This window comes from Planococcus sp. 11815 (assembly GCF_051096385.1).
Taxonomy (GTDB): domain Bacteria; phylum Bacillota; class Bacilli; order Bacillales_A; family Planococcaceae; genus Planococcus; species Planococcus citreus.
In genome coordinates this window covers 2,310,120-2,323,859 of the sequence record NZ_CP096991.1, presented here as the reverse complement: position 1 = coordinate 2,323,859, position 13,740 = coordinate 2,310,120, and the positions used below count along the sequence as shown (strand labels likewise).

Below are 13,740 nucleotides of genomic sequence, written 5' to 3'. Positions count from 1 at the left end.
TCTTTTCCTGTGAGAAATGATATGATTTCGTTAAATCAATAAACCTAGTTAATATACATAATATGGATTAAAAAAATAAAAAATAAATCTTTTGCCTTAGGTCAAATGATTATTTTCTGCGTTTCATTGTCGTATTCAACACAAGTGCTGCTAAAAACTGCGGATATCTGATAATTCGGATAAAAGAGGTGCTGTTCCATGGGTTATTCCAAGAGAAAGATAAACTCAGCTCTATTCTTTTTTCTCGTATGCTGCATGGCGCTTTCGGGTGCCGGCATGAATACTTCGGCCGATTCCGGCAATCTGCTCGTGCTGGATGATTCCCAGCAAGAAGTTGCTGCGGGCAGCCGGCTTTCTGTTCTGGAAGATGAATCAGGAAATCTGCAAATTGAAGATATCCAACAGCCGCCTCATGCTTGGAATTTTATGCCTGCTAGCAATAACTCGATGAATATCGGTTTTAGCTCATCAGTGTATTGGCTAATGCTGGAAGTTGAAAACATGGCTCATGCCGAGAAGGAATGGCTTCTCGAACTGGGATCTTCGGGCGTCGATCAAGTGAGCCTTTATACGGATGATGGCGAAGGAGGATTTACGGTCGAGCAGGCAGGCCAGGAAATCGGCTCGGAAATCATCCACAGGACGGCAGTTTTCCCGATAGCGCCGCCTGCAGGCGAATCGGCCGTTTACTGGATGCGCGTCGAATCTTCTGCGCCGATTCAATTGCCGGTGACCGTTTGGGATCGAGAGGCATTTGAGAGCCAGACCAGGCAGCAGGTCGCGTTTGTCGGTGTGCTTGGCGGGCTTGGGTTAATGTTCTTGTTCTATTATATTCACCGTTTCACCGTAATTCGGCAGCGCGCCTACTTGTATTTCGTTATTTATGCCATTACGGCGTTTTTCCTCTTTTCTTCCGCAGCCGGCTTGAGTTTGGATGTGATCTGGCCAGAGCTGGATTTATGGAATGGGCACAGCGTGTTCTTCATGGTCGGGCTGGCAGCGCTTTCGGTAACGCTGCTGACGGAAGGTTTATTGAATACGAAACGCCATTTGCCTGAAACGGACCGCATGATCAAGTCGCTGCTCATATTCAATGCAGTGGTGTTGACTACTTTATTCATTTCGCTCGAATGGGCGAGGCTCTTGCTCGTGCTGGCACTCAGCTCTACACTGGCTGTTAGCTTGTTATTGGCGGCTTATGGCATGAAAAGGGGATTGGTGCATGCCCGTTATTATGCGGTATCCTTAATTTTCTTTTCAGTTGCAGCCGCTTTAAACGCCTTTTATGTTTCGGGAATTTTGCCGATCACGATGGCAGCACAAGGTTTGATTTTCTTCTTGGGAATCTTTGCAGTCCTGTTCGCTGCATTAGCGCTCCGGGATAAAGAGAAAATCAGGGAACAGGAAAGGCTCCAGCGTGAGCGCAATGCTACTGAACGGCAGCGCATTGAAATCGAACGGCTCCGGCAAGTCAATGAACGCAAAGATGAATTGCTGGCCATTACTTCCCATAGCTTGCGGACGCCGCTGTATGGAATGGTCGGAATTGCGGAATCTCTTCAGGAATCCGCCTATAGCAAAATGCCTCATTCCGTTATCCAGCAATTGGAGACGATTTCTGAAAGCGGCAAAAAGCTGGCACGGATGATCAATGAAACATTGGATTTTTCCGGGCCGAAACATCATATGCTGTCGTTGCATCTGGAAAAAGTGAAACTTCCGGCCATCGCGGATTCAGTCATCCGCTTATGCACCCCTTTGCTAAAGTCGAGTGAAGTCAACTTGAAGCATACAATCCCCGCTGATTTCCCGGAAGTAATCGCCGATCCGGAACGGGTGCGCCAAGTACTTTATAATCTTGTCGGCAATGCGGTGGAGCATACAGATAGTGGAGAAATCATCATTACTGCAAAAATCATCAAAAAACAAGTCGCCATCACGGTCAAAGATACGGGAAGCGGAATGGAAGAACAGCAGCTGGATAGCTTGTTTGACCCGATCGGTACTTCGACGACCCCTCATCTGGGCATCGGGATGGGCCTGAAAATTACCAAAAGGCTGGTGGAAATGCAGGGTGGCTGGCTGAAGGCAGAATCGGCCATTGGCAAAGGCTCTTCTTTTACCTTCACACTGCCGCTTACAGAAGAACAGGAACTGGAAACTGTGTCGCCGACAGAAATCAGGGAACTGACAGCTTCGCAGCTGGCAGACTCATTGATCAAAGAAAAGAACGTCAAAAAAGGATTGCGCATTCTCGTCGTGGAGGCGGAAGAAGTCAACCGCTTGATGCTGGTCCATCAGCTCAAAGGAGAAGGCTATAAAGCGGAAGGCGTTAGTTGCGGCGAAGAAGCGCTTGTGCATTTAGAGAACCGGCCGGCGGATTTGGTCATTCTCGATGACGAGCTTCCGGATATGGCAGGGGATGAATTATGCCGCCGCATCCGGGTCAATGCGACTTTGACGGAATTACCCATTTTGATGCTGTCCGATAAAGAAGGGGTCAGGGAAAAGACCAACGCGTTCAGCGCAGGGGCCAACGATTATTTGGTGAAACCATGCGATGTCGAAGAGTTTCTCATGAGGGTGGAAACGCTTGCCACGCTTCGCAGCATGACACAGGAAATCACCAATTTGAATTTCTTCCTTGAACGCAATGTCAAAGAGCGGACGATGGCTTTGGAGATCACCAATATGAACTTGTTGACGGTGAACGACGAAATCCAGGAAGTCGAAAAATCGCGCAATGAGATGCTATCAGCGATTTCACATGAACTGGGTACGCCAATTACCTTGATCCATAGCTATATACAAGCCGTGAAGGAAAGCTTGATTGAAGAGAACAATCCCCGTTATTTGGATATGATCCATAAAAAACTCCTATTGCTGGAGCGCTTGACGGAAGATCTGGTCGAACTGTCAAAATACAAATCAGGCAATATGACGCTGCGTTTCGCGGAGCTGAAATTGGATGAGTGGCTGGAGCGGATTGCGGCGTCAATGGAAGCAGATCTTGCGCAAAGCGGCAGGCGCTTCCGTTTCGAAAGGCCGAGCGGAAAAGAACGGCCAGCGGATTGGCGGCTTTTGGTCGATGTGGACCGTGTTGATCAAGTTTTCTCGAATTTATTGTGGAACGCGGTCAAGCACACATCGCCGGAAGAAGGGCGCATCACTTTATCGACAAGCATCCGGGCAAGCGCACATGTACTGGACGAAACGGAAGCGGACGGCGAATTGATCATCCGTGTAGAAGATAATGGATGCGGAATCCAAAAAGAAGCCTTGCCGCATATATTCGACCGGTTCTTCAAAATCGATGAATCGATCCATTATAAAGGAAGCGGGCTTGGCCTTGCGATTGCCAAAGAAATCATCCAATCACATAAAGGCGAAATCTGGGCAGAAAGCGAAGAAGGCGCAGGCAGCACATTCATCATTGCCCTGCCCTTGAGATACTAACACATGGGAGGGATTTTCATGAACAGTGCGACTGTATTGATTGTCGAAGACGAAGACGGCATCCGCGAATTGATGCGTTTGTTCTTGGTGAAGAAAGGCTATAAAATCATCGAGGCTGAAGACGGCTATGAAGCGATGGATGTGCTGTCGAGAGAAAATCCGGACCTGATCTTGCTGGATATCGAAATGCCTGGCATGAGCGGCTTGGAATTATGCGAGAAAATCCGGATACGCACCAAGACGCCGATTCTGTTCGTCAGCTATAGGAAAGAACTGGCGTATAAAATCGAAGGGCTGGAAGTGGGCGGCGATGATTATATCACCAAGCCCTTCGATTTCACAGAGCTGGAGGCGCGCGTCAAAGCGATCCTGCGCCGCAATGGCTGGAAGAGCGGGGAAGAGGACAAGCTATCGATCCTGAAATTCGGCGACCTTCATATCCATGTCGATTCACGCGAGCTGTATGTGAAGGGCAAGCCCGTGAAACTCTACCATAAAGAATTTCAATTATTGCTGTTGATGGCCCAGACGCCGAACCGCGTCTGGACAGCCGAACAATTATACGATCAAGTGTGGGGCTATTATTCAGAAGGCGATGTCCAAACCGTCAAGGTCCACATCAGTAATCTGCGCCGGAAAGTGGAGAACGATCCGGCCACTCCTCGCTATATTCAGACTGTCCGGGGATTCGGTTATAAGTTCATGAATTGAAAATGGAAAAGCTGATTGTTTTTGCCGAACAGGCGAAAGCGGTCGGCTTTTTTTTTTGCCGAAATTCTGTGGAACTTTTTGCATGCAAGTATGACAAAAGCGCCACAAGGAATTATTTTTTTAGATAAATAAAACTAGTGAAACTATTTAACTTTGTTTTAACCTGCTCTCTTTAGTATGGGTCTTAACCGATAGGAAGACAGATATCAAGGAGGAAAAGCAGATGATTGAGAACAAAATCAAGATGACGAATGAACCGCCTGTCAATTTTGAGCAGCAAACCGTCTTCAAGCAGAGCCGGGAAGCCCCGAGTACACAGCCTTCCATCACTGGGCTTGGCCTTTCGGAAAATGTAGCGGGGTCGCTTGCGTATTTGCTCGGGTTTTTCTCGGGCTTCATCCTATTGATGGTTGAGCGGGAAAACCGTTTCGTCCGTTACCACGCTTTCCAGTCCGTATACGTCTCGATTCTTTTTTTCACATTGTTTACAGCAGCCGGCATGATGCCGATGACAGGATGGGTGGCCGAAGTGCTATTGATGCCGATCGGCTTAGTGCTATGGATCATCCTCATGTTGAACGCACATAACGGCAAGGCGCTACGCCTGTGGATCATCGGCCGCTTTGCAGAAAAACAGCTCCATTGAACAAGCAAAATCACCCCGTACATGGGGATATGAGGTGAAGACATGGAAAGTACATTCAATATGAAAGAATTTTTCAAGAACTTGAAGAAACGCCTGCCGCTCATCATCGCGATGACTGTCGCTTTTGTCGCCATCGCGGCAGCTGTCAGTTATTTATGGATGAAGCCGGTCTATCAGGCATCTACTCAGATCCTCGTCAATAAAGCCCCGGCAAATGCCCAGGAGTTCAGCATGCAGGATATCGATACGAATCTTCAATTGATCAGCACCTATAACGTTATCATCAAGAGCCCGGCGATTTTGACAGAAGTCATCAATGAACTCGGGCTTAACGAAACGGTGCAGTCATTGAACGAGCGGATTGAAGTCTCCAGCATCGAGGATTCACAAGTCGTGACGCTAGAAGTCGAAGACGGTTCGATGCAACAGGCGGTATTGATCGCCAATACGACCGCCAAAGTGTTTGAACAGGAAATCCGGAATTTGATGCGTGTCGACAATGTCAGCATACTCGCCCCTGCCACTATGCCTGCAAGCCCTGAGCCGGTCAAGCCGGATCCGCTGTTCAATATGGCCGTCGGTGCGATCATCGGCTTCATGCTCGGAACTGGCCTTGCGATTGTTCTGGATCAACTGAACACGACAGTGCGCACAGAAGAAGATATCGATGAATTGCTTGGCCTGCAAGTGCTCGGCGTGGTAAGCCCGGTCGGCGACTTGGACAGAACGGATAAACCATCGAAACATACTGACAGAATGGAGTTGGATGAGAATGTTGAACCAGACAGCGTCAAAACGGCCGCTCGCCCGAAAGTTGGTAGCACTTATTAAGCCGAATTCGGTGATCAGCGAACAATACCGTACGATCCGCACGACCATCAACTTTTCCTTGCCAGGAAACGAAATGAAGACTTTATTGTTCACTTCCGCTTCGAAAGAGGAAGGGAAATCGACGACTTCAGCCAATATGGCCGTCGTCTTTGCGGAATCCGGAAAAAAGGTGCTGCTCGTCGATGCGGATATGCGGAAACCGACTTTGCATCATACCTTCAATTTGAACAATCATATCGGCTTGTCGAATTTATTGGTCGGCAAAGGGGAGCTTGAGCAAAGTGTGCGCGATAGCGGCATCCGTGGCCTGGAACTGCTGACATCAGGGCAGATTCCGCACAATCCGGCAGAACTACTGGATTCACCGGTGCTGGATCGATTGGTTGTTGAGATGAAGGAACGCTACGATTTGATCATCTTCGATTCGCCGCCGATCCTATCGGTGACGGATTCCAAAATCCTGGCGAATAAATGCGACGGCACGGTGCTCGTCGTCAATACTGGAAAAACCGAAAAGCAAAGCGCAATCAAGGCACGCGACAGCCTGGCGACTTCCAAAGCTTATATCGTTGGAGTCGTGATGAATAATTACAAACTCAGCAAGGACCATTATTACAGCCATGACTACAACTAATAAGGGGTGCCTGCGCGAGGTGAAGGAGCTAATGACATGACGATTACTAAACGCTATACTTCATTGTTCATAATTGACTCGCTGATCATCCTCTCAGCAACGTATCTCTGTTATTTGTTTTTGCTGCCATTCGACAACATCATGTCAAACCGCCTGTTATTGCTGATGACGATTACATTGTTCATTGCCCATCATTCCTTTGCCTGGCATTACGGGCTATACCGAAAAGTGTGGGCATACGCTTCGGTCCACGAGCTGAAGTCGATCGTCAAAGCGGTCACTTTGACGATGTTCGTCGCGACAGTGATGCAATATATCCAGACCGGCGGGGTGTTTGTCCGGATCCTGGCGCTGACATGGATGTTCCTCATTCTATTCCTCGGGGCATCGCGTTTTTCATTCCGCTTGTATCATGAGCGCGAGCCGCGTAAAGGTGAAGGGCAATTAAGCCGCACAATTGTTGTCGGTGCGGGTGAAGCCGGGCGCATGATTGTCCGGCAGATGAAGCAGAATCCGCAATGGGGACGAAAGCCGATTCTTTTCATTGATGATGACCGGACAAAATGGGGTCTGGAGATATTTGGATTAGGAGTGGCGGGGCCGATTTCTGAAATTCCGCGTTTGGCGGCACACAACGAGATTGACCAGATCGTCATCGCCATTCCCTCGCTGTCGAAGAGGGAAATGGCTGAAGTGACAACACTGTGCATTGAAACCGGACTTAAAGTACAGACGATTCCGCGAATTGAAGATCTGATGGTCGGCAAAGTCAAAGTCAGCGATATCCGTGACGTGAAAATCGAGGATCTTCTTGGCCGCGAAGAGGTTCGCCTGGATATGGAAGCATTGACTGAAAAAATCGCAGGAAAGAGCATAATGGTCACTGGCGCCGGGGGATCAATCGGTTCAGAGATATGCCGCCAGATCAGTGTTTTCAAACCGGCGCGCCTCCTTTTGCTTGGCCATGGCGAAAACTCGATTTACACGATCGACCGTGAGTTGCGTGCAAAAGTGCCGCAAGAAATCGATATTGTCCCGATCATTGCGGATATCCAGGACCGTGAACGGATTTTTGAAATGGTCGGTAAATTCAAGCCCGATATCATTTATCACGCTGCTGCCCATAAGCACGTGCCATTAATGGAAGCGAATCCGCTTGAAGCGGTGAAGAACAACATTTTCGGGACAAAGAATGTGGCAGAAGCGGCAGATCGCCACGGCGTCGGCAATTTCGTCATGATTTCTACCGATAAAGCCGTTAATCCCCCGAATATCATGGGAGCTTCTAAACGATTTGCGGAAATGATCGTCCAGAATTTAGCGGTTTCTTCTGATACGACATTCGCCGCAGTGCGATTCGGCAATGTACTCGGCTCTAGAGGAAGTGTCGTGCCGCTGTTCCGTGAACAAATCGCGAAAGGCGGCCCGGTCACTATCACTGATCCGAAAATGACCCGCTATTTCATGACGATTCCGGAAGCTTCCCGCCTGGTGATCCAGGCAGGCATGCTCGCATCCGGCGGTGAAGTGTTTGTGCTGGACATGGGAGAACCGGTGAAAATCGTCGACTTAGCCCGCAACATGATCCGTTTGTCCGGCTTTGAAGAGGATGAGATTCAAATCAAGTACACGGGCATGCGGCCGGGTGAAAAACTCTATGAGGAATTGCTGGATCCGAGTGAAATCCAATCGGAAAAAGTGTTTGCGAAAATCCATATCGGCAAAGCCACACCGATCAGCCAAGTGGAAATTAGCCGGATTTTGAAGAAGCTTCCTGAAATGGAAGAACAGGAAATCCGCGACACTTTGTTGAAACTCGCGAATCGCCCGAAAGAAGACAAGGTAAAAGAAACAGCTTGGAAAGAACAATGGAAGATCGAAGGGGGATTGGCCTGATTACAGTTTTTGCCTAGAAGCGCAGGGGGGATGCAAAGTGAAACTGCTATCAACGGAACTGTATGGGAATTCTCCCGTCTACCTCCAAAGTCTGTTGCTCAGTTTACGTGAATATGCCAATTCACGTAAAAGGTATGGCATGGGCTATTATCGCTTTCTTCATCAACTTTCGGGCATGGACGAGAATGACCGGCAATCAGAGGAGCGGTATCAAGACCAGGAACTTCGCTCGCTTCTCCGCCATGCTGCTGAGCATAGTGCATTTTACCGGGATTTTTATGGGGAGGACTTGGCTGATATCCGAGTTGCCAGTGATTTAAGACAGCTTCCGGTTATCGAAGAGGAGCTTTTTAATGAGCGGATTGAAGAAATCCATACGCAAAACGGCCGCAAGAAAAGGGCGGAACCTGAAATCTCGGAACCAGGCCAATTACCACGTTTATGGCTGAGCAATTTGGATCTGCAAAAACAAACCGCAGCAATGGACCATTTCAAGAAGCAGCATGGGGCAATCAACCTGGACATGAAGCGTGCGACATTCTACCGTGGGGATTTTGTTCCTATCGGCCAGAAAGAAGGTGCGTTCTGGCGTGATATTTACTATCTCAACCAGCGCCTATATTCAGCCCATCATTGCACGGAGCCTTATCTTTCAGCTGTGGTCCGCAACTTGAATGATTTCGGTCCTGATTTCATCGATGGTTTATTTGAATCGATCGTAACGTTAGCCCGTTTCATCAACGATCACCGGCTTCTATTGGATTTTCAAGCTGTGGCCGTTTTTGTGGAAACGGGAATATTGTCCGAAAGCGAACGATTGGAGATCGAAAGCGCGTTTGGTTGCCCTGTCCGCAGGTGGAGCATGGCAACCGAACGTTCCCCATTTCTTTCTGAATGTGCTGTCGGGAATCTGCACTTCAATATGCGGACAGGGGTGTTGGAGTTTACCGACAAAGGCGAAGTTCTCTTGACCCGCTTCCACACAAAAGGGACGCCGCTGATCCGGCTGAAGATTCAAGAACAGTGGATGCCGGTGCATTGTCCATGTCCATGCGGCAGCGTGCATCCGGTAGTCCGCAAGCCGTTCAAGCCAATATCCGGCTTTTTGCAATCGAGGAGCAGAGGCAAGGTGACAAGTTTGTATTTAGCCACGGTGCAAGGGAAATTCCAGCAAGCTGCGCCTTCCATGCAGTTCGTCCAGAACTCTCTGGATGCGATTGAAATATGGCTCAGTGGAACCGATTTCGTTCCTCCGCAACTTGAACAAGATATTATCCAGGAAATGGAAGGTATATTCGGTGAGGATATGATTTTTACGGTGAAAGGCCGCTCGAATGGCCTGTCGGAAGAAACCGGTCCTGCCGGCTTGATTATTAATAATTTGCAATTCCCGCGAACTTGCCAAAGTGATTACAGCACGGACTGAACGTGCGAAGAAAGAAGAGGAGGCTGTTGTACATGAACATTCGACAGGATGCAGGAACATCGGTTGTGCCCTTTCCGGTTCCGGTTAAAGAAACAGGTGATAGGATTTTTCTTTCTGCCCCGCACATGACGGGAAATGAGCAGAAGTATATCAGCGAGGCGTTCGAGTCCAATTGGATTGCGCCGATGGGGGCGAATGTCAATCAGTTCGAAGCAGAAATGGCGGCGTATGCCACGACTCAGGCAGCGGCTGCTTTATCTTCAGGGACTGCCGCAATCCATTTGGCTTTACAACTATTGGGCATCGGTAAAGGAGACCGTGTTTTCTGTTCCAGTTTGACGTTTGTGGCGAGTGCCAATCCGATTCTCTACGCTGGGGCGGAACCTGTCTTTATCGATTCAGAAGAAGAAACGTGGAATATGTCTCCCTGGGCGCTGCAGAAAGCATTCGCGGCTGCAGAACAAGAGGGCAAACTTCCAAAAGCGGTGATTATTGTACATATATATGGACAAAGCGCCCGCATGGATGAACTTCTTGCCCTTTGTAATCATTACGGGGTGCCCATCATCGAAGATGCAGCGGAATCGCTTGGTTCCACTTATAAAGGCAAGAAAACGGGGAGTCTCGGAACATACGGAATTTATTCATTCAATGGCAATAAGATCATTACGACGTCCGGAGGCGGCATGTTAGTGTCAAATGACAGAAAAGGAGTGGCGCAAGCACGGTTTCTCGCTTCCCAGGCGAAAGATAACGCCCCATTTTATGAACATAGCCGTGTCGGATATAATTACCGGATGAGCAATGTGCTGGCAGGCGTCGGGCGTGCCCAACTTGAGGCAATCGAACTGCGCGTCTCGGCCCGCCGAGCTGTCTTCGGCCGCTATGTTTCTGCGCTCGGCAAGCATGAAGCGGTGAAATTCCAGCCCGAACTTGAAGGTACGCGTTCGAACCGCTGGTTGACAGTCATGCTGCTTGACCCAGCTAGAACCGACCGGTCGCCGGATTATATCCGTGAATGGCTGGAATCGGAAAATATCGAATCGCGCCGTGTATGGAAGCCGCTTCATCTGCAGCCATTGTTTGCGGGCTGCAAATTCTATTCGCATAATCCGCATGGCAAAACGGCTGTCAGCGAAAAATTATTTGCGGAAGGGCTTTGCCTGCCTTCAGGATCTGATTTGCAACCAGAGCAGCAACAACGCATCATCGGGCTGCTTGAAGAAATCTTAGCTTAAACGCCCTTAGACGGAGCCGCATTTTGGTGGTACGATTAGTACGAAATCAAAAGACGGTTCGCGAGGAGCAGATGAGTGTGAGTGAAAACACGAAAAATCAGCGAATGGTCAGGCTGCTTCCAGGCCTGGCCCTTTGTTTGTTGGTTATATGGGCAGGAATTTATGGGGCGGATTTAATCGGTGCGGCACTCGGTGCGGCCGGGCTATTGCCGGAAGGCGGAAAAAGCCCGGTGTCAGGGATTTTTGTGGCGATCCTGGTGGGGATCATCATCCGCAACACAGTAGGCTTGCCGGAGATCTTCATTAGCGGCGTCAGTTTTTCAGTCAAATACGCCTTGCGGGCAGGCATTATCCTGCTCGGTTTGCGCTTGAGTTTGACGGAAGCTTTGACGCTCGGGGCGTGGGGCATGCCGCTCATCATAGCCTGTATCACAGTAGGAATCAGCGTCACTTTGTTTTTTACCAAACTATTCGGCCAGTCCAACCGGCTTGGCGCATTGATTGCAAATGGCACGGGCATATGCGGCGTAACCGCCATTATGGCGACAGCACCGGTAATCCGCGCAAAAGAGAACGAAATTTCGTACGCCATCGCCAATATTACGGTGTTTGGATTGTTGGGCATGTTGTTCTATCCATACCTTGCCCATTTCTTTTTTGCAGATGAGCCGATCAAAGCCGGGTTGTTCCTTGGTACCGCCATACACGACACTGCGCAAGTAACCGGTGCTGCGTTGATGTATGAGCAAATGTACGGCTCGACACTGGCGCTTGACGTGGCGACCATCACGAAGTTGACGCGCAATCTGTTCATCATTGCCGTGATTCCGTTGATCGCGTATTTGTTCTTCCGGAGCGAGGGGCAGGACGGGAACCCCATGCCGAAATGGTATAAATTGTTTCCGTTCTTCATTCTTGGGTTTCTTCTGCTATCGTTTCTACGCACGGTTGGAGATGCTACGCTCGCTTCAGGCGGGCAGGCGTTCGGCATTTTCAGCGCCTCTAGCTGGGAAGAATTCTACAGCTTTTGGAGTTCGTTCGGATCTACCTATATGCTCGGCCTCGCGATGGCAGGCGTCGGGTTATCGACCAACTTAAAAATATTCCGCGGGATGGGATTGAAGCCGTTTTACATCGGCTTGATCGCGGCCATCTCTGTCGGGGCGGTCAGTTTATTGCTTATTTCGCTATTCGGCGATTTGGTGCAGCTGGCTGCCTGAACGGAACCTGGGGCCTTTCAAAGGCTCCAGGTTTTTTATATGCGTTAATTCAAGTATTTACCATAAATAATTCTCATTAAACTCTCAGAATAGTCTCAGTGCTTTCTCAGTTTCAAAATCTATACTTTTTCTATGGCGTACAAATTACTATCCATTAAGGAGGGAGCAAGTGGCTATTGAAATTTTCAGCAGGAGGGAACAGAAGTATTTGATAACACGGAAACAGTACCAGGCATTGATCGCTGAACTGGCTCCGTATATGCGCGATGACCGGAATGGGGAAGACGGCCGCTATACCGTGAGCAGCCTGTATTTCGACAACGCGGAACGGGCTATCTACTACGAGACGAAAAACAAATTGAAATACCGGCAAAAGCTGAGGCTGCGAATATATGGCGATACTGGCCCGGATGGCTTGGCATTTTTCGAGGTCAAGCAAAAACACGGCAAAGTCGTCTATAAGCGCAGGCTGACGATGCCCCTTTCAGAAGCGCACCGTTATTTAAACGCGCCAATATTCGAATCAGTGGATGACTACGAAAGCTCCAATCCGCAAGTCCTAAAAGAAATCGACTATTTTCGCCGTTTGTACCGGCTAGAGCCGACAATGATTGTCGCTTATGACCGCCACGCCATGCACGGCAAAAGCAATAGTGAGTTGCGGATCACCTTCGATTTCAATTTACGTTGCCGCCGGGATGAATTGCAGCTGGAGAAAGGCCCGCATGGCAGCCATTTCATCGATCCGGATCTGGTCGTCATGGAAGTGAAGGTCGACCAGAGTGTACCGCTTTGGCTTGCACGGATCTTGCAGCAGCAAAATTGTGAACAGCGCAGTGCTTCGAAGTTCTGTACATCGACTGAACAGCTGGCAGACACTGTGCTCGCACCGGCGGGTTTCACTGAACAAACCACTATAGGGGGAGATTCGCATGGAAAAGATCAATGAAATTTTTAGTGTTAATGCAGAAACTGGGGAATCGACACTGTGGATGAGTTTAATGGCGATGGCCATTGCGCTTGTCTTGAGCTTGATCATCACGCAAGTATACCAATTGACATTCACGGGGCAACATTACTCCCAGGACTTTGTCCACACGATCGTCATGATGAGCGTGGTCGTCTCGGTTGTCATGAACGTCGTCAGTGGCAATGCCGGCGTCGCTTTCGGCTTGTTCGCAGTCTTCTCGCTGATACGATTCCGCAGCGCCGTCACCAACGCGAAAGATATCGCATACATTTTCTTCGGCCTCTGTGTCGGGATGACTGCAGGGCTGTTTCAATTCCAGTTGGCAATCGCTTTGACATTGTTTGCATCTTTCGTTTTCTATTTCCTTTTCAAAAGCAATTACGGAAAAGGCCGCAGCACCCAATTGCTTAAAGTCATGGTTCCGGAAAACTTGAATGAAGAACAATTGCTGGATGATATTTTGGTCGAGCATACCGATGAGTTCAAGCTATGCCAAGTGGAGACGGCGAATCTTGGGACGATGATTCTTTATACCTTCTCGATTCGCGGGAAACAAGGTGTTAAAGACAGGTACTTGCTTGACCGGATCCGCGAACGCAATGCTAATTTGAAAGTGACTCTTTCGTATATGCAAGCCACAGAATGACGTATACGCCCCAGCCCGCTATTTCAGGCAGCTGGGGCATTTTCAGGCTAAGCGGGAGAGTCGGAA

The 13,740-nt window shown here is 49.1% G+C and carries 11 protein-coding genes; all 11 read left to right on the top strand.

From position 1 onward, the window contains the following. Positions 1 to 198 precede the first annotated feature (198 nt). The gene (locus M1Q06_RS11835; RefSeq protein WP_434399701.1) at positions 199 to 3,456 is read left to right on the top strand and encodes an ATP-binding protein; all 3,258 of its coding nucleotides are present in this window, start codon (positions 199 to 201) and stop codon (positions 3,454 to 3,456) included. Between the two features lie 18 nt (positions 3,457 to 3,474). Continuing rightward, complete coding sequence (locus M1Q06_RS11830) at positions 3,475 to 4,167, top strand: response regulator transcription factor (RefSeq protein ID WP_434399700.1); 693 nt, start codon at positions 3,475 to 3,477, stop codon at positions 4,165 to 4,167. Between the two features lie 223 nt (positions 4,168 to 4,390). Then, a complete protein-coding gene (locus M1Q06_RS11825) occupies positions 4,391 to 4,813 on the top strand; it encodes a DUF4870 domain-containing protein (RefSeq protein WP_121297993.1) in 423 nt (140 codons plus the stop codon). Positions 4,814 to 4,855: 42 nt separating this feature from the next. After that, positions 4,856 to 5,644: a YveK family protein gene (locus tag M1Q06_RS11820; RefSeq protein WP_121297991.1), complete on the top strand. Its 789-nt coding sequence runs from the start codon at positions 4,856 to 4,858 to the stop codon at positions 5,642 to 5,644. After that, entirely contained in the window at positions 5,580 to 6,278 is a 699-nt protein-coding gene (locus M1Q06_RS11815; protein WP_434399699.1) for a CpsD/CapB family tyrosine-protein kinase, read from the top strand. Before M1Q06_RS11820 ends, M1Q06_RS11815 begins: the two co-directional genes overlap by 65 nt. A gap of 36 nt (positions 6,279 to 6,314) precedes the next feature. Next, entirely contained in the window at positions 6,315 to 8,174 is a 1,860-nt protein-coding gene (locus M1Q06_RS11810; RefSeq protein WP_121297988.1) for a polysaccharide biosynthesis protein, read from the top strand. A 37-nt stretch (positions 8,175 to 8,211) separates the two neighbouring features. Continuing rightward, complete coding sequence (locus tag M1Q06_RS11805) at positions 8,212 to 9,600, top strand: hypothetical protein (RefSeq protein WP_434399698.1); 1,389 nt, start codon at positions 8,212 to 8,214, stop codon at positions 9,598 to 9,600. 125 nt (positions 9,601 to 9,725) lie between these two features. After that, positions 9,726 to 10,838, top strand: a complete 1,113-nt coding sequence (locus tag M1Q06_RS11800) for an aminotransferase class I/II-fold pyridoxal phosphate-dependent enzyme (protein WP_434402871.1) — start codon at positions 9,726 to 9,728, stop codon at positions 10,836 to 10,838. Between the two features lie 77 nt (positions 10,839 to 10,915). Then, the gene (locus M1Q06_RS11795; RefSeq protein ID WP_434399697.1) at positions 10,916 to 12,058 is read left to right on the top strand and encodes a YeiH family protein; all 1,143 of its coding nucleotides are present in this window, start codon (positions 10,916 to 10,918) and stop codon (positions 12,056 to 12,058) included. A gap of 169 nt (positions 12,059 to 12,227) precedes the next feature. Beyond that, positions 12,228 to 13,007: a polyphosphate polymerase domain-containing protein gene (locus tag M1Q06_RS11790; protein WP_434399696.1), complete on the top strand. Its 780-nt coding sequence runs from the start codon at positions 12,228 to 12,230 to the stop codon at positions 13,005 to 13,007. Then, entirely contained in the window at positions 12,991 to 13,674 is a 684-nt protein-coding gene (locus M1Q06_RS11785) for a DUF4956 domain-containing protein (protein ID WP_434399695.1), read from the top strand. The genes M1Q06_RS11790 and M1Q06_RS11785 overlap by 17 nt, the downstream gene beginning before the upstream one ends. Positions 13,675 to 13,740 lie beyond the last annotated feature (66 nt).

What these genes read in the sequence shown, in the direction of transcription:
- M1Q06_RS11815 (WP_434399699.1), top strand. Translation starts at nt 5,580, where the DNA reads ATGAGAATGTTGAACCAGACAGCGTCAAAACGGCCGCTCGCCCGAAAG.
- M1Q06_RS11810 (WP_121297988.1), top strand. Translation starts at nt 6,315, where the DNA reads ATGACGATTACTAAACGCTATACTTCATTGTTCATAATTGACTCGCTG.
- M1Q06_RS11800 (WP_434402871.1), top strand. Translation starts at nt 9,726, where the DNA reads ATGACGGGAAATGAGCAGAAGTATATCAGCGAGGCGTTCGAGTCCAAT.
- M1Q06_RS11835 (WP_434399701.1), top strand. Translation starts at nt 199, where the DNA reads ATGGGTTATTCCAAGAGAAAGATAAACTCAGCTCTATTCTTTTTTCTC.
- M1Q06_RS11785 (WP_434399695.1), top strand. Translation starts at nt 12,991, where the DNA reads ATGGAAAAGATCAATGAAATTTTTAGTGTTAATGCAGAAACTGGGGAA.
- M1Q06_RS11825 (WP_121297993.1), top strand. Translation starts at nt 4,391, where the DNA reads ATGATTGAGAACAAAATCAAGATGACGAATGAACCGCCTGTCAATTTT.
- M1Q06_RS11830 (WP_434399700.1), top strand. Translation starts at nt 3,475, where the DNA reads ATGAACAGTGCGACTGTATTGATTGTCGAAGACGAAGACGGCATCCGC.
- M1Q06_RS11820 (WP_121297991.1), top strand. Translation starts at nt 4,856, where the DNA reads ATGGAAAGTACATTCAATATGAAAGAATTTTTCAAGAACTTGAAGAAA.